Annotated in this window: 20 protein-coding genes; 12 read left to right on the forward strand and 8 right to left on the reverse strand. The window is 34.6% G+C overall.

Annotation, left to right across the window (positions count from 1 at the left end; all coding sequences use genetic code 11):
- Window positions 1-44: 44 nt before the first annotated feature.
- The 6 genes from FEZ13_RS04905 to FEZ13_RS04925 all read left to right on the forward strand — a co-directional run bounded on the left by FEZ13_RS04905 (window position 45) and on the right by FEZ13_RS04925 (window position 8372).
- Window positions 45-950 (forward strand): DMT family transporter, encoded by a 906-nt coding sequence (locus tag FEZ13_RS04905; RefSeq protein ID WP_146551685.1) that lies wholly within the window; start codon window positions 45-47, stop codon window positions 948-950.
- Window positions 951-1458: 508 nt separating this feature from the next.
- Window positions 1459-1632: a hypothetical protein gene (locus FEZ13_RS19355; RefSeq protein WP_186725770.1), complete on the forward strand. Its 174-nt coding sequence runs from the start codon at window positions 1459-1461 to the stop codon at window positions 1630-1632.
- 351 nt (window positions 1633-1983) lie between these two features.
- The gene (locus FEZ13_RS04910; protein ID WP_186725771.1) at window positions 1984-2808 is read left to right on the forward strand and encodes an SH3 domain-containing protein; all 825 of its coding nucleotides are present in this window, start codon (window positions 1984-1986) and stop codon (window positions 2806-2808) included.
- Between the two features lie 331 nt (window positions 2809-3139).
- Window positions 3140-4201: a DHH family phosphoesterase gene (locus FEZ13_RS04915; RefSeq protein ID WP_146551687.1), complete on the forward strand. Its 1062-nt coding sequence runs from the start codon at window positions 3140-3142 to the stop codon at window positions 4199-4201.
- Between the two features lie 856 nt (window positions 4202-5057).
- Entirely contained in the window at window positions 5058-6563 is a 1506-nt protein-coding gene (locus tag FEZ13_RS04920) for a succinyl-CoA:acetate CoA-transferase ScpC (protein WP_146551688.1), read from the forward strand.
- Between the two features lie 204 nt (window positions 6564-6767).
- Window positions 6768-8372 carry an ABC-F family ATP-binding cassette domain-containing protein gene (locus FEZ13_RS04925; protein ID WP_146551689.1) on the forward strand — a complete coding sequence of 535 codons (1605 nt, stop codon included), beginning with the start codon at window positions 6768-6770 and terminating at the stop codon, window positions 8370-8372.
- Between the two features lie 216 nt (window positions 8373-8588).
- Here FEZ13_RS04925 and FEZ13_RS04930 read toward each other — a convergent pair whose 3' ends face one another.
- The 3 genes from FEZ13_RS04930 to FEZ13_RS04940 form a co-directional block, all read right to left on the reverse strand.
- Window positions 8589-8789: a cold-shock protein gene (locus FEZ13_RS04930; RefSeq protein ID WP_146548835.1), complete on the reverse strand. Its 201-nt coding sequence runs from the start codon at window positions 8787-8789 to the stop codon at window positions 8589-8591.
- Between the two features lie 185 nt (window positions 8790-8974).
- A complete protein-coding gene (locus FEZ13_RS04935) occupies window positions 8975-9175 on the reverse strand; it encodes a cold-shock protein (protein ID WP_102692015.1) in 201 nt (66 codons plus the stop codon).
- Window positions 9176-9403: 228 nt separating this feature from the next.
- The gene (locus FEZ13_RS04940) at window positions 9404-9682 is read right to left on the reverse strand and encodes a DUF1033 family protein (protein ID WP_146551690.1); all 279 of its coding nucleotides are present in this window, start codon (window positions 9680-9682) and stop codon (window positions 9404-9406) included.
- Window positions 9683-9800: 118 nt separating this feature from the next.
- Between FEZ13_RS04940 and FEZ13_RS04945 the strand changes: the two genes are divergently transcribed.
- From FEZ13_RS04945 to FEZ13_RS04955, 3 genes are all read left to right on the forward strand, one after another.
- Window positions 9801-11528: a globin-coupled sensor protein gene (locus FEZ13_RS04945; protein ID WP_146551691.1), complete on the forward strand. Its 1728-nt coding sequence runs from the start codon at window positions 9801-9803 to the stop codon at window positions 11526-11528.
- 242 nt (window positions 11529-11770) lie between these two features.
- Window positions 11771-12421 (forward strand): 5-bromo-4-chloroindolyl phosphate hydrolysis family protein, encoded by a 651-nt coding sequence (locus tag FEZ13_RS04950; protein ID WP_186725772.1) that lies wholly within the window; start codon window positions 11771-11773, stop codon window positions 12419-12421.
- Complete coding sequence (locus FEZ13_RS04955; protein WP_146551692.1) at window positions 12418-13599, forward strand: toxic anion resistance protein; 1182 nt, start codon at window positions 12418-12420, stop codon at window positions 13597-13599. The genes FEZ13_RS04950 and FEZ13_RS04955 overlap by 4 nt, the downstream gene beginning before the upstream one ends.
- A 295-nt stretch (window positions 13600-13894) precedes the next feature.
- Here the strand turns inward: FEZ13_RS04955 and FEZ13_RS04960 are convergent, their stop codons facing one another.
- Entirely contained in the window at window positions 13895-14092 is a 198-nt protein-coding gene (locus FEZ13_RS04960) for a DUF6501 family protein (RefSeq protein ID WP_119415669.1), read from the reverse strand.
- Window positions 14093-14621: 529 nt separating this feature from the next.
- Between FEZ13_RS04960 and FEZ13_RS04965 the strand changes: the two genes are divergently transcribed.
- On the forward strand, window positions 14622-14909 hold the full coding sequence (locus FEZ13_RS04965; protein WP_146548841.1) for a hypothetical protein: 288 nt from the start codon (window positions 14622-14624) through the stop codon (window positions 14907-14909).
- Between the two features lie 408 nt (window positions 14910-15317).
- Here FEZ13_RS04965 and recQ read toward each other — a convergent pair whose 3' ends face one another.
- Window positions 15318-17087, reverse strand: a complete 1770-nt coding sequence (gene recQ, locus FEZ13_RS04975; RefSeq protein ID WP_146551694.1) for a DNA helicase RecQ — start codon at window positions 17085-17087, stop codon at window positions 15318-15320.
- 292 nt (window positions 17088-17379) lie between these two features.
- Between recQ and FEZ13_RS04980 the strand changes: the two genes are divergently transcribed.
- Window positions 17380-18288, forward strand: coding sequence for a DMT family transporter (locus tag FEZ13_RS04980; protein ID WP_146551695.1), 909 nt, complete (start codon window positions 17380-17382; stop codon window positions 18286-18288).
- 257 nt (window positions 18289-18545) lie between these two features.
- Here the strand turns inward: FEZ13_RS04980 and FEZ13_RS04985 are convergent, their stop codons facing one another.
- From FEZ13_RS04985 to FEZ13_RS04995, 3 genes are all read right to left on the reverse strand, one after another.
- Window positions 18546-19577, reverse strand: a complete 1032-nt coding sequence (locus FEZ13_RS04985) for a DUF4179 domain-containing protein (protein ID WP_146551696.1) — start codon at window positions 19575-19577, stop codon at window positions 18546-18548.
- Window positions 19567-20100: an RNA polymerase sigma factor gene (locus tag FEZ13_RS04990; protein WP_146548845.1), complete on the reverse strand. Its 534-nt coding sequence runs from the start codon at window positions 20098-20100 to the stop codon at window positions 19567-19569. Before FEZ13_RS04990 ends, FEZ13_RS04985 begins: the two co-directional genes overlap by 11 nt.
- A gap of 806 nt (window positions 20101-20906) precedes the next feature.
- Window positions 20907-21335, reverse strand: a complete 429-nt coding sequence (locus FEZ13_RS04995; protein ID WP_146548846.1) for a hypothetical protein — start codon at window positions 21333-21335, stop codon at window positions 20907-20909.
- 463 nt (window positions 21336-21798) lie between these two features.
- On the opposite strand from FEZ13_RS04995, the gene FEZ13_RS05000 reads away from it, so the two are divergent.
- Window positions 21799-22833: a PTS sugar transporter subunit IIC gene (locus tag FEZ13_RS05000; protein WP_146551697.1), complete on the forward strand. Its 1035-nt coding sequence runs from the start codon at window positions 21799-21801 to the stop codon at window positions 22831-22833.
- Window positions 22834-23067: the final 234 nt, after the last annotated feature.

A 23067-nucleotide genomic window follows, 5' to 3' on the forward strand; every position in this document is an offset into this window, starting at 1 on the left:
CACATTTGTAAAATTAATTTATATTTTAAAAGTGAGGTCTTTTGATGAATAAGTTTCCTCCGGTTGTATTGCTTTTAATAGCAACCATATTATGGGGTGGCAATTTTGTAATAGGAAAAGCCGTTGCCAATGATTTACCGCCATTTACATTAGCATTTTTTAGATGGTGTGTTGCACTAATCATATTCCTACCGATTATTTATACATCACTGAAACGCGAATGGCCGCAAATCAAAAAACATTGGGCCATTATATTGGCATTAGGTTTTACGGGTATCGCAGGTTTCAACACACTTATCTACATTTCTTTGCACTATACTACTTCAATCAATGCTTCTTTGATGAATATGTTGACACCTGTCATTATTTACATGCTTTCATTTCTTTTCCTTCATGAAAGATTGAATCGCAATCAAATCATTGGTACAGCTATTTCTTTTATTGGAGTCATAACAATTATTTCAAATGGATCTTTAGAAGCACTCCGTCACTTTAGGTTCAATAAAGGTGATTTGATTGTCATCATTGCTTTAGTTTTGTGGAGTGTCTATTCCTTATTAGTCAAGCAATATGCAAAAGAACTGCCAGGACATTCAACATTTTTTGTATCTATTGCAGTAGGTATCGTTATGCTTCTACCATTTTACATCTATGAAACTTTAACAACTACAATGGTTGTTCATTGGTCGGCTACTTCTATTTTCGCTATTCTTTATACAGGGATCCTGGCTTCTATCGTTGCTTTTATTGCATGGAATACTGGTGTAGTCAAATTAGGGACAAATCGTGCCGGTATTTATTTGAACTTAATCCCTGTATTCGCATCTATCTTTGCCGTTATTTTCATAGGAGAAAAAATTGTATTGTCACAAGTCATTGGTGGCCTTTTAGTTCTAATAGGCGTCTATTGGACAGGGCGTAAGATTGCTGAGAAAAAACAAATAAAGTGAAGCTTCCATCAGTGGGGTTTTCTTCATCCCACTGAAATAGAGGAACAAAAGTGAAAGACGCCACGTCCTGTGGCAATACCTGAATGACCAACATCCTGTTGGTCCGAACTAGTCGGGCTTTTACGGGCAGTTTGATCCCACACCTTTCTTTCTCGTTTCTCTCTAGACCTTGAAGTGGGGGTCTTACTGCCCGTTAACGCGGGATAAATTAATCTATTTAGAATTTCTCAACGTTGTAATGGGACTCATTTCTTTAAAAAGAAAAGCCAAAATCGTCTTGAAAATCATATTCAAATCGTCCTTTTCCTTTGTTGGCTCAATCGCTAAACATTAAAAGAAAAGGACGATTTTTTGCATTCTTTTTTATAGATCAATTTTCATAAGTGATTGCTCCCATTCTCCTTCATCAATACGCCTAATCTTTTCACTTGAATATGTATATATGTAAATATCTTTTGCATCAGGCGTGTTGATTATCCAATATAATCCATAAAAATAGGGAGATTCGTTGATTACAGCGAAGGCTTGCACGACTCATGCGGGCGAATGCTGGAGGCAACAGGATGTTGGTCACGGAGTCGTTGCCACAGGACGTGGCGCCCATAGACTCCGTTCCTTAATCGCTACGCTGCGGGGTCTCATCTATTCGCTTTTCCCACGGGACATTGAATGGACTTCCTGAATCCACACCGCACGAAGGAAATGCGCAAGCCTAATCGAGGAGTCGAGCAAGCCGCAGCGAAGATCTATATAAATGGTCCGAAAAATACAGGTTTTTTCAAAAATCACGCCACAGACGACCTAATTTTGGTCAAATCAACACACGTGCTTTTGCATATATTTACATAGATATTAGCGATTTAAAATTCCATTTGCTTCCTATCTACCTACTTTTTAATTAGAAACTTCTTCTCATAAAAACCATTTTGCGTCATTTATAACTATTACAAAAGTATTCATTTTAAAAATGTTACAAAATTTACTTGTATTTGTAACATTCGTAATATATATTGTACTCAAGGAGGAATTCTTTATGAAAAACAAGTCCATTATTTCATTGTCCTTAACCGCTACTCTTGCCTTTGGAACGATTTCATCTATCATTTTGCCAAGTCATACAGCAGCAATCTCAAATATTTCAAATGTTACAAAAAATACGCAAACTTCTACATATAAAACGGCATCATTGAAATCATTTAAACTAGTTCAGTCAAATCATTCCGTAAAAATATATCGCAAAGCTTCAACAAAGAGTGGTGTTATGGATTCAGTAAAAAACAATCAAGGTGTAGTTGTTTTAAAGAAACTCAATAATGGTTGGTCAAAAGTTTCTTTACAATTTTCAACTGGCTATATTTCTTCAAAATACTTACAAAGTGCAAAAGCAAATACAAAAACACCATATGCTATGAATACAAATAAAACTTATTCGTACTATTCACCTGGAAACAAAGGCTCTGGTTTTCGTACATTATACAAAGCTAAATTTAAAACGGTCTTCTCTTCTAATAAAACATTGACTAATTTTTGGTATTTAAACGCTGAACCCGATCCATATGGAAGAATGGAATATGAAACCTCAAAAGGACTTTATACAGGAAATAAAGATGTTGGGATTGCCCAATTAGCTATCAAATACCCAGTTAAACTGAATAAAACTTGGAAAGGACTAGACGGTCAAACACTTAAAATCGTTGCCACGAATAAAAAGCTCAAAATAAAGGCTGGTACTTTTAAAAACGTCATTGTTGTCAAAGATAGTAAAGGCAAAACTTATTCTTACTATGCCCCTAAAGTAGGTCTCATCAAGCAAACTTTTAAAGGTAAAACATTTACAGAACTTTCATCAATCAAGTGAGAATTTTAACAGAGGGGATTTTCTACACTCCCTCTCTCAAGTGTTCGTTGAATAAAGAAAACTTTTACTGGCGGTTGCTCCTCTCTTTATGCTTTCTTATCTATTTCTTAAAATGCAATGCTTACTTTGCTTACTATTGCGAGGTCATAATTTACGAGGACCTTTCAGTAAAATTCTTAAACAATCTATAGTCAGTATATAAAAAGTTGGTCATGTTGTTTTTGACCAACTTTTTTGGGGATGAATAATTTGTTTTGGTATACAATAATCGTTCGATGAAAAATAATGTTATAATGTATATCTATGTTTGATATGAAAGGCGTTGAAATACTTGAATTTTAAAAAATTACCCCAAAAATTACAAAATTATGAGCATATCCATTTAATCACTCATACAGATTTGGATGGTGTCGGTCCATCTATTGTCTTACGTGCATATGGTATTACACATTCTCCTTACTATGTTGAAACACGAAAGGTGGATGAAGCTGTACAAGCTCGTCTAGCTGAATTGAACGATCATGAATTATTAATCATAACAGATTTGAGTGTAAACGAAGAAACAGCAGAAATGATTGAAAAAGTGAATCAAAAACCTGACAATCGTTCTGTTGTTTTAATGGATCATCACGCATCAGCTATCGCTTTAAATAAGTATGAGTGGGCAACCGTTCTTCCAACTCTAAATAATATTAAAATGTCTGCAACAACCTTAATTTTTAAAGCATTAAAAGACGCTGAATATGAATTATCCCCTATTTTTCATTCTGTAGATGAAGAAGGGGCTGAAATTGAAAAAACGCCTGAGTATACAGTTCTTGAAAAAGAAACCTTTTTCGATCGTTTAGCACATTTAGTAGAAGCTATTCGATTATACGACACTTGGGATTGGAATGTTCTTTCGATTCAAGAGGCTGCCGATCTAAATACTATTTTCTATGCAAGACGCCGACATGATTTTATCCATGCAAGATTGGATTATATCTTAACTGGTCAATTCTTCACACCAGAAGATGCTACCTATCTTGAATTTTCAAAAGAGGAATTGCGTAAGGTATTAAAGAAAAAAACAAAACAAATGGTAATTGTACCTAATTTCCATTTAAAAGGCCATGATGCACCATTAAATATTGGTGTTGTTGAGACAGATTCTTATTTTAGCGAATTAGGCAATCACTTGGCAGAGAAATTTGCTGAAGAAATTGATGTAGTATTTATCATTAGCCTTGTTAAAAATCGAGTCTCACTCCGTTCAATCGGTGATGCTATTAATTTAGCTGAAATCGCTAAAGCTTATAATGGTGGTGGACATCCAAACGCATCTGGTTGTGATCTTTCTGAATTAGGGACAGAATTCTTACAAGCAGTGTTAGAAGCAAGTAAGAATAAATAATAGAGACCATAGCAAACGACTACAATGATCTGCTTGAAACGTAGTTTGCTCAAAATTTATTTTGCAAAATGACCTTTAAAACGCAAGACTCCTAAAATTAGCCTTTTAGCCTTTTAGCCTTTTTAGGAGTCTTGTTTTTTATTCCAACTTCACAGGATGAAGACAATTCATCAATGATTGCCGGACTTTTTTTATTTTTTTAGATATTATTGAATCAATTTCACAAATCATTTTCTTTTTAAAAAACACGAACATTTAAGAATAACTAATTTTGATAGTTGTGGAGCGGAAGACGGCGACTCCTCGAAAATGCATGCATTTTCTTCGTGCGGTGTGAGTTCAAGGAGGCTTATTCAAAGTCCTACGGGAAAAGCTTGAGCTGAAAGCCCCGCAGGAACGTAGTGACGAGGAGATTGAAGCCAAGCCCGTGGAAAGCGCCGTCTGGAGCGGAACAAAAATTTCTGAATATTAATGTTCATGTTGATTCGAAACGTTCGTGTTTTTCATCTAAATTTTGCATTATGAAATTGATTCTATTTTACTTTTTAATAAAAAATATTAGAAAATTTTGATTTTTAAGCAGAAAAAACAGTATCATTCTTATTATATTAAAAATATTTTAATATTTTTAAAAAAAATTGTGGATTATTGTGATCATTTTGTGTAAAAATATAAGTAGAAACCGTTTACATTTTGTATGATAGTGTTTCGTCTAATATTAACTTTACCTATCTTACTTATCAGTAAAATGAGCAGACATGTAGATAGACTGAATTTCCTTCTAGCAAATTCATGTTATCTAAAAAGCTGTAGGATGAAGTTAAAACATTTAATTGTTTCACTTAGGGGGATGAAAATGGAAGCGACAGTTGAAAAACGTATTGGATTGAAAGAATTGGCAGACAAAGTAGTAACTGCACAGGAAGCTGCAGCACTTATTTCAGATGGTGATGTCGTAGGAATGAGTGGTTTCACACGTGCTGGTGATGCAAAAGTTGTACCTATGGCACTTGTTGAACGCGCAAAAAACGAAAAATTCAAAATTGATGTATATACCGGTGCCTCACTTGGACCAGAAGTTGACCAACATTTAGCGGAATCTGGCGTTATTCGCAAACGTGGTCCATTCCAAGCAGATAGAGCAATGCGTACTTTGATCAATAAAGGCGAAATCCTATTTGCAGATATGCACTTATCACATAGTGCAGAACAATATCGTCAAGGAATATTTGGGACAGTCAATTATGCAATTTTGGAAGCGTCTGCAATTACACCTGATGGCTATTTAATTCCAACAACTTCTGTGGGGAATAGCCCTATCATTGCCGAAGTTGCTGAAAACATCATTATTGAATTAAATGTTTCACACCCAGAATCTCTAATTGGAATTCATGATGTTTATGTTCCGGAAGAACAAGGTAAACGTCAACCAATTCCTTTAACAAATGCAGCTGATCGAATCGGCGAAAAAGGGATTAAAATTGATCCTTCTAAAGTTAAAGCGATTGTTATTTCTCACGAGCCTGATGCACCATCACTTATTGTGCCGCCAGATGAAGAAACACAAATTATGGCCAATTATTTACTAGATTTCTTCCGTTCTGAAATCAAGGCTGGTCGTTTAACAAACCGATTGGCACCTATTCAATCTGGTGTTGGTTCGGTAGCGAATGCTGTATTAGATGGATTTGCAGATTCAGAATTTGAACATTTACAAGTATATTCTGAAGTACTACAAGATGCTGTATTCAATTTATTTGATGCTGGAAAAGTAGATTTTGCTTCAGCTACTTCTATTACACTTTCTGCTGAATTAGGAAAACGTGTTTATGGCAATCTAGAAAAGTATGCTGATAAAATTTTATTGCGTCCACAAGAAATTTCAAACCATCCGGAAGTTATTCGCCGTTTAGGCTTAATCTCAATTAATACAGCTCTTGAAGCAGATATCTACGGAAATGTGAACTCTACTCACGTATCTGGTAGCAAAATGATGAATGGTATTGGTGGTTCTGGAGATTTTGCACGTAATGCTCGTTTAGGCATTTTTGTGACAAAATCATATGCTAAGGGCGGCGCAATCTCATCTATCGTACCAATGGTATCTCATGTCGACCACACAGAACATGATGTAGATGTCATTGTAACCGAACAAGGCGTTGCTGATTTACGCGGCTTAGCTCCAAGAGAACGTGTGCCATTGATTATCAATAATTGTGCACATCCTGATTATAGAGAACAACTTTGGGATTACTACAATGCTGCAGTTGAAGCAAAAGGCAATGTCCAAACACCACATATTTTGAGCCGTGCTTATGAAATGTATGAACTACTTGAAAAAACAGGATCCATGAAAAAATAATTTACGCTATCATGGAGGACCATTTATAATTCCTCCAAATAGTCTTGATCTATCCAAAATAGTATGCCTGCTTCTGGCATACTATTTTTATTTTTTAGATAGCTCTATTCGTTCTTCCCCTCTTTTCATGCACAATTATAATATTATAGAGCTTTACACATTTCCATGATATAATAGTAGCATTGCGAAAAAGGAGGCACTTACATGATTCAAGTAAGTAACGTAGGTCTTCGCTATGGCGACCGTAAGCTATTTGAAGATGTTAATATTAAATTCACACCTGGTAACTGTTACGGTTTAATCGGTGCCAATGGTGCTGGAAAATCTACATTTCTAAAAATTTTATCTGGAGAAATCGAACCTCAAGATGGGCATGTCAGTATGAATCCTGGTGAACGTCTTGCTGTTCTAAAACAAAATCACTTTGAATATGAAGAATTTGAAGTTTTAGAAACAGTTATGATGGGACATAAACGATTATATGACGTAATGAAAGAAAAAGACGCCATCTATATGAAAGAAGATTTTTCTGATGAAGATGGGATTCGGGCTGCTGAACTTGAAGGCGAATTCGCTGAAATGAACGGTTGGGAAGCTGAATCAGATGCAGCAATTCTTCTACAAGGTCTCGGCGTTCCAGAATCTATGCACCATCTAAAAATGTCTGAACTTACTGGTTCTGAAAAAGTGAAAGTTTTACTTGCACAAGCTCTATTCGGAAAACCAGACGTTTTGCTTTTGGATGAACCTACAAACCATTTAGACCTAAAAGCGATCCAATGGTTAGAAGAGTTTCTGATCAATTTCGAAAACACGGTCATCGTTGTATCCCATGATCGTCACTTTTTAAACAAAGTATGTACACACATCGCTGATCTTGACTATTCTAAAATCCAAATTTATGTTGGTAACTATGATTTCTGGTATGAATCCAGTCAATTGGCACAAAAAATGTTAGCAGATCAAAATAAGAAAAAAGAAGAAAAGATGAAAGAGTTGCAAGAATTCGTTGCCCGCTTCTCTGCTAATGCTTCAAAATCCAAACAAGCAACATCTCGTAAGAAAATGCTTGAAAAGATCCAATTGGAGGACATTAAGCCATCCAGTCGTAAATATCCTTATATTCACTTTCAAATGGAACGTGAAATCGGCAATGATGTATTAACAGTGGACGGCTTATCTAAGTCAATCGATGGCGAAGTACAATTCAAAGATATCCGCTTTACGATGAACAAAGAAGATAAAATCATCTTACTTGGCGATCCAATTACGAAAACGGCTCTTCTTAAAATCTTAGTTGGAGAAGATAAAGATTATGAAGGTAGTTACAAATGGGGCGTTACAACTTCTCAAAGCTACTTCCCTCTCGATAATGAGAAATTCTTTAAAGGTAATGAAAAAACGCTTGTTGAATGGTTGCGCCAATTTTCACCAGAAGATGAAACAGAAACGTTTTTACGTGGTTTTTTAGGACGTATGCTATTCTCAGGTGAAGAAGTAAAAAAAGCGCCTTCCGTACTTTCTGGTGGTGAAAAAGTGCGTTGTATGTTATCTAAAATGATGCTTTCTCACTCAAATATCCTTTTATTAGATGAACCGACGAACCATCTTGACCTTGAATCGATTCAAGCGTTAAACGAAGGATTGACGAACTTTAAAGGGGCTATGATTTTCACATCTCATGACCATCAATTCATCCAAACTATTGCAAACCGCGTCATCGAAATTCGCGAAGACGGCTCTATTCTTGATAAGCAACTTACTTATGACGAATTCTTAGAATGGAAAGATGCTCAAGGATTACAATAACTAATAAAAGAGGATTCCTTCAACGGGAATTCTCCTTTTTTTAGTTCTATAAAGGTCGGCAAAAATTTAGAAAATCTAATGAACACGGGTTCTATCTGTCCTTCCTGTCCTTCGCTTTTACCGACCACCATCAAGCTCTCCTCCACGATCATAACCAAAAAAGTCGACAGAGTACAAAAGCTAACTCTGTCGACAAATTTCTTTTCATATACGCTATTAAAGTTTCGTAACGTTTGCTGCTTGTAGCCCACGTCTTCCTTCAACTATTTCAAATTCCACTTTTTGACCTTCGTCAAGAGTTTTGAAACCTTCGCCTTGGATAGCTGAGAAGTGTACGAATACATCATCTTCCCCTTCTACTTCGATAAATCCAAATCCCTTTTCTGCGTTGAACCATTTTACTGTACCTTGTTTCACTTAAGAAACCTCCAAAAAATAAATATTTTAAAGAAATACGCAATTTTCAACCTAAATTATAGATTTACATATTATAGAAAGTGTCTATTCGCCAGATACTTTTTATAATACATAAATAGGACTCAGGCAAAAGTATGTAATTGAAAAAAGGGGTAAACAAAGTTACCCCTCCTATAAGCAGTAAATTAAAGTTTTGTAACGTTTGCTGCTTGTGGTCCACGGTTACCTTCAACAACTTCAAATTCTACTTTTTGACCTTCGTCAAGAGTTTTGAAGCCTTCACCTTGGATAGCGCTGAAGTGTACGAATACATCGTTTTCGCCTTCTACTTCGATAAATCCGAAGCCTTTTTCTGAGTTAAACCATTTTACTGTACCTTGTTTCATGTGAGAAAACCTCCAAAAAAAATAAAAGTGAACAAACAAAAATTAACAACCTAAAACAAAAATTCACATATTACATAAAGTACCGATGACAAGCCGATCACTTTTTGTAATATGTGAATGGAAGTTTGCGGTAAATCAATTTCATTTGTTGTAAATAGTATACCACGTTCAAAAGTATTGTCAACAAAATTGAAGATTTTTCTAAAAGTTTATTACTTTACAACTTGGTCATATCAGCTCTTCCCATATAATTCCATGATAAGTTTGAATGTTATCGTCACATGCCTCGCAAAAATGCATTTCATCATCTGACCAAAACGCCCAGAAGCGCTCTTTTTTATGCCCTTGATGCCTATACTTTTTTCCGAAATCATTTAATGTATCTTCTAAAAAACATTTTGCTTCTTCTTTGCTCTCAAAAATTTTTTCTTCCACTATGTTCTCTTCCCAACCATCAAATTGCCACCATGGCTCATAGTCGGCTTTCATATAAATGATTTTATACATATCTGTCAATCCCTTTTGTAAATTTTATATATCAATTTTCCCTTTATTTTAAACCTTCTTTATAACTAACGTCCTATATGCTAAACTTGTTATATAATGTATTAGGAGGCGGATGTCTATGTTTTCAACTATAAGGCCTAAGTTAGAAATAAAGCAACTGTTTGAAAGAGGTACTGATATTTCCATTAATGGACGATTTAAAGAAACATTAGCATTTAATCATTTTACGCACAAAGACGAAGAAAGATTAAAGACATTATATGACTCATTTTCAAACATAACCCCAACTTTAAAAGAAATCTTTATTTCTTATTTAGAAGAAATTTCTCCAAACAAGCATAATCTTATTGATGATCATTTTGTAGATCAATATTTACATATATTTTTCAATGCGCAAAGAGATGAAAAATACGTCAATGATGTCGTGAATTTCTTTTATCTTTTTAGACATTATAAATATGAACCCGGAAAGACAATTGTCATGTTTAATCAATTCGCATTTTATGTGACTACTCATATATTGTATAACTTTGGGTTTAAACCTGCCAAAGCTTTTGACTTCATGCGATCTTTTCAAGCTGCCATCAACATCGAACAGGAACTTTTATTTGAAGTGGCAACAGAAAGAATGGTCGAACATTCTGTTACTGAAGTGTCTTCACTTATGGATACAACATCACAAATTATGCAGATGAAAGATTTGATCTTCAATTTAGATCAACAATCAAATGAAATTCAATCTTCCACAGCGGCTACAGAAGAAATCACAGCTTCTATTAACGAAATAGCCAAAAATTCGAGTAGGATATCAGAAAAAACTGCGGAATCTGTTAAATATGCAACCGATTCAAAAAATAAAATAAGCTCTTCTTTAAATGATATTTTCAAAACAGGCGAAACATTTGCTTCCATCGTTCAATCATTCGATGAACTGCAAAAGCGAGTATATGATATTGAAAATGTCGTCACTTTGATCAACAACATTGCAGATCAAACGAACTTGCTTGCATTAAATGCTTCCATTGAAGCAGCCAGAGCTGGAGAGCATGGAAAAGGTTTTGCAGTTGTGGCACAAGAAGTTCGGAAACTTGCTGAAAACACGGTTTCTGCTTTAAGTGAGGTTTCTACAAACGTCCATCATTTAAAGGATTACTCTCAAAATGTCGCCAACTCGATTTCCGAAACAACCACTATTATCAAAGATGCGACAACAGAGGCAAAGGACTCGCTTCCTCTGCTCACTCAAATTGTAGATAATATTGAAGATATCAACAATGATGTTACACAAACAGCGGCTATTTCTGAAGAACAGGCGTCTGCTGCAGATGAAATTTCCAATCGAATGGTTCAAATAGCGGATCTGCAAGAAAAAGTGAGAGAATTAGCACATGACACATCTTCAGGTATTTATCAATTAGGAAATGAAATTAACCGTTTTAGATTAAGCTTAGTCGAAAATAATAATATTCAACTTTCCAGCCTTGCCCTACTACAATTATCAAAAGCAGATCATATTTTATGGAAATGGCGTATCTACAATATGTTCTTAGGTTTGGAAAATATTGAAGAAGGCGATGTTTCTTCACATCAAGAATGTCGACTTGGCAAATGGTATCTTTCACCAAAGGCACAACAACGTTTTGAAAATGATGCCAACTTTAAAGAACTAGATATTCACCATCAAGAAGTGCACAACCAAGCGAAGATAGCCGTTCAATTATTCCATGATGGGCGCATTGAAGAGGCAGAAAACGCCCTACATCAACTAGAGGCAGCTTCTAACAAAGTGATTGAAGCCCTTAACCAATTGATCGAAAAAATTGAAAAAGAGCGTTTAGTCTTTTAAGTTTATGTATATGAATCTTGATTTTAAAATGAACTCGAAGAAGAAAAATTGGCTGACAGGTTTAACCTCGTCAGCTTTTCGCATTTTTATTTAAAATATATTAAAATAAGAACGTACTTAAAATCTGTCAATCCAGCTATCATATAGATATGAATGAACCATTCTCTTATTTGTTTATACAGATGAAACTTTCTTTCACTTCATTCGTACATAAAATAAGAGCGTTAGAAGGAGGAAAATCCATGCTCAAATTTGGACAATTTATATTTAGAAATTTTCTCAATTTCATCGTCATTACAACTGCTTTTCTCGTATGTTATTGGAGTTTTGACATCAATTTTTGGATAAGCTCCCTTATCGGGGTCATTAGCTATTTCCTATCAAACACCATCATTAAAACGATTCAACGATTTCGCTATTTGAAAAGAGTAGGACTTAACCGTTCAGAATATAAACATATTCAAATACAATTAGACGATGCACATTCTGAATTGCGTAACTTAAATCGCTATTATACAAAGGTTCGTTCGATTTCAACTTTCAAACAACTTTTAGAGCTCCATCGTTTAGCAAAAAGAATTGTGAATATCGTGAATAAAAATCCGAAAAAATTTTATCAGGTCGAACAATTTTTCTATGCTCATTTACATTCTGCCAGTGAGCTGACTGAAAAATATGTACTTTTATCATCACAGCCCATTAAGGACGCAGACGTTCATCTAGCTTTGCAGGAAACACGCGAAACCTTAGAAGATTTAAATAACATTATGCAAGAGGATCTACATTCAGTACTTGCAACCGATATCGAAGAACTTAAAATGGAATTAGACTTCGCGCAGCTTTCAACAGCTCAAAAGCAAACTTCTGCAACTATGAGAGGAGAATCTAAATGACAAACTCATCGTCCAATTCTTCACCATCCATGGATGATTTACTAAACAATCCATTTGAATTACAATCTGAACCGCAACAAACGAATACAGCTTCGACTGAGCAAAAACCTCCTACCGTTCTTGAACGTTTATCAGAGGAAGAGCAAAAAAAAGCGCATCAATTGGCTGCTCAAATTCCCGTTGACAATTATGAAGCGATTTTAACCTATGGAGCGAATGCACAAAATGAACTATCACGTTTTTCGCATCAAATGCTCGATCATGTGCAACGAAAAGATATCGGTCCTATTGGGGATATTTTAAAAAATCTAATGGATAAGCTAAATGAACTGGATCCTGAAGAACTGCAGCAAGAAAAAAAATCAGGTCTTCGCAAATTTTTTAAAAGAGTTTCTCGATCCTTGCAAGAATTAATGACAAAATATCAAAAGTTAAGCACGCAGATTGATCGAATTGGTATTCAATTAGAACATTCGAAAACGGGTCTTATTGAGGATGTTCATATGTTAGATCAACTTTATGATCAAAACAAAGTTTATTTTCAAGCATTGAATGTTTATATTGCTGCGGCTGAACTGAAAAAAGAGGAAATTGTTCATGAAATGCTGCCCAAATTAAAACAAAAAGCAGAAACCTCACAAGATCAAATGGATGTTCAAGAGTTTAATGACTTAGCGCAATTCGTTACTCGTCTTGAAAAAAGAATTTACGATTTACAATTATCTCGTCAAATAACGATACAAACGGCACCACAAATTCGTATGATTCAACAAACCAATCAAACATTGGCCGAAAAAATTCAAGCATCCATCATGACAGCGATTCCTTTATGGAAAAATCAAATAGCGATCGCACTAACCTTAAACAATCAACGCAAGGCGGTCGAGGCACAAAAACAAGTAACAAAAACAACAAATGATTTACTATTGAAAAACTCTGAAATGTTAAAAGTAAACACAATCGAAACCGCTAAGGAAAACGAAAGAGGTCTAGTCGAAATCGAAACTTTAAAAAAGACGCAGGAAAATTTGATTTCTACGATCGAGGAAACCCTTCAAATCCAAGCAGAAGGACGTCAAAAACGAAAAGCGGCTGAAATTGAAATTGCCAAAATGGAAGAAGATTTAAAACAACGTCTTCTTACTATACACTCAAAGCAACAAGGCTCAACCTATTAATTGTTTTATGTCCTCGCCTGATTGTGTCCAAATTTTTCGAGTTTGTTCAAAAAGCTTCTCTTCAAAATCCGTGATATTCGCTTGAGGCTACTTCTGACAGTGTGGCTTTCTTTTCAACAACACTGTCTATTAGTTGAACCCATTAGGAATTTCACATGCAATTAACCCCTTATCCTCTATCCATTGCCTGAGTTTTGAAGTGGAAGTTTACTGCGGGGCATATGTGATAAAACTAAAAAAAGCTTTCCGCCTAATATTTAATAAGCGAAAAGCTTTTTCCATTGCTTCTAATAGATTATTCGAAATAATTTTTATAATAGCCACCAACATGTCCCGTATTATCAATGACAAAATAGAATTCTTCTGTTTCATTCTTCACTTCATATTCTTTTCCAACTGTTAATACATTGGAAACTAAATATTTCTTTGCATTTGTATGCTTACAAGTAACTTTTTTAATGGTTGGTGCATTTTTCCAATCTAAATGAATCATTTCTTTAAACAACCTCTCTTAACTAAAATAAAGCTTCTTCCAATCATTTTTTTAGTTGATGAATGTTCAGAAGCCGACTACCTATTCATCTATAATGATGCCATGTTCTTTTATTTTATACGATTTCACTATATTTGTCCCAAAAATAAACCATTTTTTCAGAAAAAGTGTACAAGCCGAAAATTTATCATTCTAAAGTGGAATTCCATGCGTATTTATTATCCAATTTTTTCTATAGAGTATTTATTGATTTCCGCTCCAATCGACATACTTGATGGAATTTAGAGAGGGTTATGCTACTATTATTATAAGATTATGGGGGTGACTTATTTGTTTACATTTGGTGGCGTTCCTGCATGGTTTTTTATTTTAGCATTTGCCTTTTTTATTGTATTTTTTATCGTTGCAGAATGGCTTACGCGGAAATAAAGATTTTCGTATGTTGGATGACTTCTTGTTTAAATCATAGACAGTCGTGGAATACTTACACCAGAAAAGAATTCGGATATTGTGTAAAGGATGATTCACGATGAGACTAACCAATCAGGGAAAGAAGTATATCAAAAATTTAACAGCTGATAATAAGTACCATCTACTCCGTTTTTATGCAGTAGCGGATCGTAACGGGATACAGTTTGCTGCTGATATCGATACGCCCATTCATACCGATATCATTGTGGAAGTAGAAGGTGTTCATGTCGCTTTATCCCCTAAATTGCTGCCTGTTTTAAAAGATAAGATTATCCATTCAGAAACAGTCAACGGGATTACAGGGATTGTGCTATTAGACGAAAAACATGCACACCTAACATTTTGAACCTCTCATGACTAAAGTCACGATACTCTTGAGAAGAGAGCATACTTGCAAGCGTATTTCTTTACCTGCACAACTAAAGTAGCGAGTATTCTCGGCTATTCGATAAAAAAGCTTTTCGTATAGTGTTTGAAAAAGTTTTATCTTATCCCCAATAAGAATGCTTGCTCTACGGCTATCCTTCAAACGAAACGTTTCAGGATAAGTGCCAATCACCTAATTTATACGAATCACCAGATAGATTCAGGATAGATTAGGTGAATGAGCATTTCGGGACTATCCATATGATCTCTTTCTTAATATTTGGCTCTGCTTTTATTTGATGATCCAATGTTATCCATAACAATAAGTATCTAATAACTTTATATTTTCATATAGAGACGAAACTAAAAATAAGGTTGTCCTAATTCTTTAATCAACTGTCTGGAATTCTGCGATGGCTTTGATGAATATCTCTCCATATCTTTCAAGTTTGTTTTCCCCAACACCATTTACTTCTAAAAATTCTTCATCGTTAGTTGGTCTTTTTGCACACATATCTCTTAATGATTTATCTGAAAAAATAACAAATGGCGGCACATTTGCTTCATCAGCTAATTGTTTTCGAATGACCCTTAATTCTTCAAATAATGGATCCGCTTCAACAATTTGTTTCGTGATCACAACACCGCGTTTTTCTACTTTCCTCTTTCCAATCAGGACTTCTTTTCCCTTTGATGTAACGTAAATGGTAGGCATTGATCCTTGATTGACTGCCAATAAATCTTCAGCAATCATGAACTCGATAAAATGGGTCACTTCTTTAATCGTCATTTCTTTTAATAATCCATACGTTGATAATTCTTCAAATCCGAAATTTCGGATCTTTTGATTTTTGGAACCTACTAGTACTTGCGCTACCATTGTTTTGCCAAATTTTTGTCCCATTCGAACAATACAAGACAAAACTTTTTGACAATCAACCGTTACATCGAATACTTCTCGATCATCGGTGCAGTTACTACACTTTCCACACTTTTCTTCTGTTTCATCACCAAAATAATTGACAATATACTGCTGTAAGCAATTTTCCGTATGACAGTAGTCGACCATAGACTGCAATTTTTGCAATTCTACCGGTATTCGTTCTCTATCATCTGTTTGGTCGATTAGGAAACGTTGTGTTTGAACATCCTGAGGAGCATACAATAATATGCATTGGCTTGGTAAACCATCTCTTCCAGCTCTTCCGGCTTCTTGATAATAGCTTTCCATATTCTTAGGAATTTGATAATGGATGACATATCGAACATTGGATTTATCGATCCCCATCCCAAAGGCGTTGGTAGCAACAATAACGGATGCCTCATCATGTAAAAAACGATTTTGTTCTGTTTGTCTTAAGGACTCTGATAGCCCTGCATGATATTTGGCTACCTGAATGCCTGCCTTTTTTAGTACATTATACAGATGGTCGACTGTTTTCCTTGTGGCTGCATAGATGATGCCAACTTCAGCTCTATTCTTTTTTACAAAATCTTTCACATACCGTTCTCTATTTTGTCCAAGCAGCACAGAAAAACTCAAGTTATCACGTACAAAACCTGTCATAACTGTATTTCCTACAGGTATTTTTAATTGGTGGCAAATATCTTCACGAACTGCTGGAGTAGCAGTTGCCGTCAAAGCAACAAGTGTCGGACATTTTTCAAATTGTTCTGCCAACCGACCAATCGCACGATAACTTGGACGAAAGTCATGTCCCCATTGTGAAATACAATGTGCTTCATCTACTGCTATAAGCGGTACATTTAATAAAGCGATCAATCTTCTAAAATCCTCTGACTCTAGTCTTTCAGGGGCGATATACAAAAGTTTATAGTGTCCATCTTGAGCATTTTTCAATGTATCATGGTATTCCCTTTGACTTAACGAAGAATTGATATAGGCAGCTTCAATCCCCATTTCAAGTAAAGTGTCTACTTGATCCTGCATCAATGAGATGAGTGGCGAAATAACAATCGTTGTCCCTTCGAGCATTAAGGCTGGGATTTGATAACATACAGATTTACCACCACCTGTTGGCATAACACATAAACTAGATTTTCCCGATAAAACAAGTTCAATCATTTTTTCTTGTCCTAAACGAAAGTTTTGGTAACCAAAAAATTGCTGTAAATAATGGCGGGCTCTTTCAATCATTTATTCTATCACCTTTCGTTTGTTGTTCTAACGTTATTGTACCATGCTCCCTGTCATTTCGCCTTTGCGATAACCATTCATCCATATAATTACTTGTTCATTGAATAGCGATTAGATTCACATACATCTCTCCTACTATAAAGATAATGATTTTCTGCTTCATGAAGATCAATCATATCCCCCAAACTTCACTATAAAAAAGAGTTATAATCTAGTTGATAATACTTTTCAATTACTTTCATTCACTGTATAATAGATTAGCTGTAAAATTGAATAAGGAGTCCTAAGAATAATGTGGTTTTTATTTTCTATACTGACTGCTCTAGCATGGGGCGGTGCAGATTTATTTTATAAAAAGGGATCAGACAGCAACGATAAATATAGTCATTTGAAGATTGTTGTTATCGTCGGACTTGTCATGGGTCTTCATGCTACTGGTTATATGCTATATAAAGACATCGATTTCAAACCGTTCGATATGGTGGAATATTTGCCTGTGTCTTTCTTCTATATAGCCTCTATGACAATTGGTTATGTAGGTTTGCGCTATTTGGAACTTTCGATTTCTTCTCCAGTGCAAAACTCTTCAGGAGCTATTACCGCCATTTTACTATTTATCTTCTTTCAGCAAGATATCGATTGGATCCATATTCTAGGGGTTATCATCATTACATCAGGTGTAATGGGAATCGCTATCGTCGAGAAGCAAGAAGAACATAAAATAATGCGTTTAAACCGTGTAGAAGTCGACAAAAAATACCAACTAAGCTTTATGGCTATCACCTTCCCGATCATTTATGCTTTATTAGACGGCGCAGGTACATTTGCAGATGGTATTTATTTAGATGAGTTAAAGCTCATGAGCGAAGATGTTGCTCTATTAGCATACGAGTATACGTTTTTTATCTGTGCAGTAATTACATTTATTTATCTAAAAGCATTCAAGAAAATCCCATTCAATGTTTTTAAAGAAAGAGATAAAACTTGTGCTGCTATACTTGAGACAACAGGTCAATTTTTCTATGTATACGCGATGAGTGCTTACGCGATCATTGCTGCACCATTGATCGCATCTTATAGTATTTTCTCTGTTATTCTTTCTCGTATTTTCTTAAAAGAAAAGCTAACGGCAAAACATTATATGGTCATCGCTATTGTCATGATCGGCATTATTCTACTAGGTGTTGCAGACGAGCTATGATTGATTTTTAACTTAGTAGCATTCTTCTAAGGGAAAAGCAGTTAAAAGAAAATTTTTCTTTTAGCTGCTTTTATGCTTGAATGTCATCTCATGAGAATACTTCTCCGGATATGTTTTAATTTCTTTGATATAACATGATTTAGAGCCCAAACCTTCCTTCATCCCATTTAAAAGCACCTATCTATCCATGCCACCGTTTATGATAAAATCAAATTTCGTTAACTTTTTGTAAAGCAATCCTTGTTAGATAATCTGGTTTAATTTATTTTTTTACCATCTTTACTTGTTATTTCAATTTGATAATGGTCATCCCTTATTATTTTTTTAAGCTTCTGAGAGGAAAGAAACTTATGAATATCTTGTTCAGTGATCTTTGCTTTTTCTTTTGCTCTTGAATCTCCTGCTCGAATATCTAATTGTACATACAATTGAACCTTATCTTTAACAGAAAAACCAAAGGACTTAACTGAATATTTTTTATTATTGAGTAAAACATCATGAAGAGTATCAACAATACTTACCCACCTAGCATTTCGGTCACGTTGTTCAAAAGAATATTTCTTAAATGATATTTTAAAGTTCCCTACATCATAGGTCTCGCCAGCTTCCTTTACAATACGAATAATTTCATTTTTTCTTGTATTAAAGTCACTATCAGGAATTAATAACGTCAATTCAGCTGGTTTCGGCTTTATCACGAACTGATTATATTTTATATTGAAACCAGCTTTCTTCATTTGTTTCCTAATTTCAAAGAGAAAATCCGTATTTTCTAAAGGATATTCCCTTATATTCTCAAGCACTATTTGTTCAGTATATTTCTTTACCTTTATTTTAATATTGCTGTATCCTTCCTGTTGTAAATATTGTTTTGCGGCTTGCTCTACTTCTTCTTTCTGATTTGTATATTGTTTTGCATCTAGTGCTATCGAAATTTCATGTCCGTAATCAGATTGGGTAATATGACTTACTGCAAATCCTTGTTTTCTCAAATGTTTCATTAATGCAGTATCAATTGTCCCTCTATTAAAAACGGTATTGAACAATGGTATTTTGGAAGCGATTGTAGCCATTGCTGGTGAAACGAAAGTAGAACCGATAAAAAGCCCTACAAATAGGATAGCAGCAGAGGCCACCAAGAATATTTTCCTTTTTATACCTTGTCTTTTTCTTAATGATAGATGACCGCTCTCTTGCTCTGCTTGATGAAAACCCTCCATAATCCGTGCATTTAATTCTTTAGGAATAGCAATTGAGTTTATTTTTTTTCGAATTTGATTATCCTCCATAAAGATCCTCCCTCTTAATCTTTGTTTTGAGTTTTTTTAAAGCACGATATGTAATGGTTTTGACAGTACTTAATGGCAAGGTCATAAATGCTGAAATCTCTTGAAACGTAAACTCTTGATAATACTTCAATAAAATTACGGTTTTCTCCGTAACATCCAACTCATCTAAAATATCTTGCAATGAGAGACTGAGCGGCATATCTAAATGTTGAATGGAATCATCACAATAACTATCTAAGTCGTTTGAATCCATGACTAACTTATTATTCTTTTTCAACCAATCTATAGAACAATTGATCGTAATTCTGAACAGCCATGTTTTAAAATATTGTGGTTCATTTAATGTATCTATTTTTTTCAAAGCTCGATATGCCACTTCTTGTACAACATCTAAAGCATCCTCATTATTTTTCACATACGTGTATGCCATTCGAAAAATATCCTGTTGATATTCTTGAAATAGTGAGAAAAGCACTTCTTTATCTTTTTTTGAAATTGCTCTTTTCTTTGGCAGAATAATCATCTCCTTTCTTTCTACTCAATTAATTAGACAGTAAAAATGAATAATTGGCCGTTACTTTTTAAAAATTTTTCCAAACTTCATAGTTTAAATTTTATAAAAAGGTTTTAAGGAATAAGGCAAAAATATAATTCTTTTCAATAAGGCAATTTTATAGAAATCACATATGCCTCAAGAAATGAAATTCATCCAAACCTTCATCAGCCAAGAAATTGAAAAGTGAACAATCTAAAATGAAAAATGGATAAAAAAGATGTTTTCAAAACGGGATCATCAAAATACATGAAAAGAAAAAACTATACTCAGCAGTTGAAAAACCAAAGTTGTGAAGAAATTTTATAAAAAGAGAAATGAGAAAATGAAGATTCACTCAATTGTGAGGTTTATCGCTATTCTGATAAAAGGCCACTGTATAAGACCTTCCCTACTTTTAGTTAGTGGCAACGAAAGTTTTATTACTGATATGATACAAATATGACCCACAAAATCCTGATGATTACGTAGGAGAAATTACGGCTTTTGGTGGTAGGATTTATAATCAGAGCTATGATGTGGTTTGGAGAAACATTGGGGGTTATGTAGATGGCTTAAATGGCAAAGCTGAATTTTATGCTGTCCACGCCGAAAACTATGAACTTGATACATCCCTTAGAGTTGATGACATTGACTAAAAATTAGTAGAACAGACCAAGACCATGGTTTGTTCTACTTGTTATGAATATATTTTGTTGATCAAATATACCGCTACATCAATATTTTCGTTTAAAAGGTCTTTCGCATGAAATTTCCGGAACTATCTATTTTCTTCACTAGCTATATTTATTTTTAAAGTAAAATACAACGGACACGATGATGACTACAAATAGAACGACGCCCCAAATCATAATAAATCCCATTGTATTGCCGTATAACTTAATCTTTTCATTCGTGTTTTCGCTTAAAAGCGTACTTTGGTGTTTCTCCATATACTCTGCAACATCTAACATATGTAAAAATTTCTCTTTTGAAAAATTATTGGTCAACCGAATTTGTAAATTTTGATAGTAGATTTTATCCCATTTATATGGATTTGTCTCAAAAGGCTCCCCATGATTGGCTTCCCAAAATTCTTCTTTTTGTTCATTTATCACTTGTAAAATAGACTCTTTTTCAGTTGGATGATCTACAATATATTGAATCAAAGCTTTTCGCCTTTGAATAGAATCTTCCAGTGATAATATTTTCTCCAAAGTATCCATCTTGCTCTCTCTACCTTTCTAATCGTATTTTAAGACGCAGCGTGGTACACATTCTAATTTGGTTTTCGTTTGAAGTAGAGGTATACGAGAATTACGGCTAATGGTGGAAAAACAAATAAAATAACGTTCGTTATTTTATAAATAATAAACATAACAACTAGGCTAATTAAAAAACTAATGAAATACCAAAACCACATATATGAAAACACTCTCCAACTTTTTTCTTTTAGTATACACTCTTCCCCTCCCTTCTTCATTATTTAGAGACAAAGTTAGACAGTATGGTAATTTAACCTATTTCTTTAGAGGAAGTTTCTTATAATAATCCCCAACTTTCTAACCTATGTTTCTAGTATAAATTTTAAAAAATGACGAATTCCCCTATTTACTTTGTCCGTTTAAAGCGTTAAACTACATGTGCGAAATAGAGTGTGAACACTCTGATTGAGGAGGAAATTTACTAATGAAAGATTTTTTCAACAAACTATTAACGGGGATGAGTATTGGAATTGTCGTCTCTCTAATCCCTAATGCATTGATAGGAGAGATTTTTAAGCTTTTAATTCCACATGCGCCCTTTTTGCAGACTATCTTAAATTTAACGGTTATTGTGATGAGTTTGTTACCAGCAATGATCGGCGTAACAGTTGGTATGACATTTAAGCTAACCCCCATTCAAACAGCTAGTGTTGGATTAGCTTCAGTTATAGGTAGCGGTGTAGTGACGATGAAAGAGGGAATCATGACTTTATCTGGTATCGGTGTCGTCTTGAACACTGGGATCACTGCTGCTTTAACTGTCTTATTCGTCCAATTCGTCGGAGCAAAATTAAAGGATTATACTATTCTGTTGATGCCAACATTATCAATCTTTATTCCTGGTCTTATCGGTTATTCTATATTGCCCTATGTTAAAGCTGGTACTGGATTTATCGGTACAGGTATCCAACATGTCACAACTTTACAGCCTATTGTAATGGGGGCCATCATCGCCGTTATTTTCTGTGTATTGATCTTGTCTCCACTCTCTACTGTTGAGGTTGCAACCGTTATTATGCTTTCAGGCATTGGATCTGGTGCGGCAAACCTTGGTATCGTATCTGCAGGAGTTGGTCTTTGCATTGCTAGTTACAGAGCAAATTCACTTGGAACAGCACTTGCACATGTACTTGGTTCTCCCAAAATCCAAATGCGCAATTTCTTTATGAAACCCAAAATGGCCTTTCCTATGCTGATAACCGCTGCGATTTTAGGTGGATTAGCGGGCGTATTGAATATTCAAGGTACTCCAATGAGTGCTGGATTTGGTTTATCCGGTTTGATTGGTCCTTTAAACTATATAAATCTGACAAAGGATCACTGGACAGGAACGAATATTACCATCATGGTGACAATGTTCTTTATATTACCGATCGTTTTAAATGTGATATTACTTCGATTATTTGAACATAAATTAAAAATGATTAAAGCGAGCGATTACAAAATATCTATTGAATAATGGCGGAATCCATTTTTTATATTCTAAAAAACGATTGCTTAGAAACAAAACATTGTCCATAAGCAGTGACTTTCGGAAAAATATATTCATATTTTTATGAAATAGTACAACAATGAGATTCTACTTGTAGATGATATCCTTTTAAAACAGAAATCATCCATTAAAAAGAGCAGTTACATTTATTTGAACTTTTGATCGTCAAGCAGATTTCTATCATTTGAATATATTAGTTGA

It is taken from the genome of Rummeliibacillus sp. SL167 (assembly GCF_007896505.1).
GTDB lineage: Bacteria > Bacillota > Bacilli > Bacillales_A > Planococcaceae > Rummeliibacillus > Rummeliibacillus suwonensis.

What these genes read in the sequence shown, in the direction of transcription:
- FEZ13_RS04955 (WP_146551692.1), top strand. Translation starts at nt 12,418, where the DNA reads ATGACAAACTCATCGTCCAATTCTTCACCATCCATGGATGATTTACTA.
- FEZ13_RS04990 (WP_146548845.1), bottom strand. Translation starts at nt 20,100, where the DNA reads ATGATTATTCTGCCAAAGAAAAGAGCAATTTCAAAAAAAGATAAAGAA.
- FEZ13_RS04905 (WP_146551685.1), top strand. Translation starts at nt 45, where the DNA reads ATGAATAAGTTTCCTCCGGTTGTATTGCTTTTAATAGCAACCATATTA.
- FEZ13_RS04910 (WP_186725771.1), top strand. Translation starts at nt 1,984, where the DNA reads ATGAAAAACAAGTCCATTATTTCATTGTCCTTAACCGCTACTCTTGCC.
- recQ (WP_146551694.1), bottom strand. Translation starts at nt 17,087, where the DNA reads ATGATTGAAAGAGCCCGCCATTATTTACAGCAATTTTTTGGTTACCAA.
- FEZ13_RS04960 (WP_119415669.1), bottom strand. Translation starts at nt 14,092, where the DNA reads ATGATTCATTTAGATTGGAAAAATGCACCAACCATTAAAAAAGTTACT.
- FEZ13_RS04935 (WP_102692015.1), bottom strand. Translation starts at nt 9,175, where the DNA reads ATGAAACAAGGTACAGTAAAATGGTTTAACTCAGAAAAAGGCTTCGGA.
- FEZ13_RS04920 (WP_146551688.1), top strand. Translation starts at nt 5,058, where the DNA reads ATGGAAGCGACAGTTGAAAAACGTATTGGATTGAAAGAATTGGCAGAC.
- FEZ13_RS04965 (WP_146548841.1), top strand. Translation starts at nt 14,622, where the DNA reads ATGAGACTAACCAATCAGGGAAAGAAGTATATCAAAAATTTAACAGCT.
- FEZ13_RS04945 (WP_146551691.1), top strand. Translation starts at nt 9,801, where the DNA reads ATGTTTTCAACTATAAGGCCTAAGTTAGAAATAAAGCAACTGTTTGAA.
- FEZ13_RS04940 (WP_146551690.1), bottom strand. Translation starts at nt 9,682, where the DNA reads ATGTATAAAATCATTTATATGAAAGCCGACTATGAGCCATGGTGGCAA.
- FEZ13_RS04985 (WP_146551696.1), bottom strand. Translation starts at nt 19,577, where the DNA reads ATGGAGGATAATCAAATTCGAAAAAAAATAAACTCAATTGCTATTCCT.
- FEZ13_RS04925 (WP_146551689.1), top strand. Translation starts at nt 6,768, where the DNA reads ATGATTCAAGTAAGTAACGTAGGTCTTCGCTATGGCGACCGTAAGCTA.
- FEZ13_RS04980 (WP_146551695.1), top strand. Translation starts at nt 17,380, where the DNA reads ATGTGGTTTTTATTTTCTATACTGACTGCTCTAGCATGGGGCGGTGCA.
- FEZ13_RS04995 (WP_146548846.1), bottom strand. Translation starts at nt 21,335, where the DNA reads ATGGATACTTTGGAGAAAATATTATCACTGGAAGATTCTATTCAAAGG.
- FEZ13_RS05000 (WP_146551697.1), top strand. Translation starts at nt 21,799, where the DNA reads ATGAAAGATTTTTTCAACAAACTATTAACGGGGATGAGTATTGGAATT.
- FEZ13_RS04950 (WP_186725772.1), top strand. Translation starts at nt 11,771, where the DNA reads ATGCTCAAATTTGGACAATTTATATTTAGAAATTTTCTCAATTTCATC.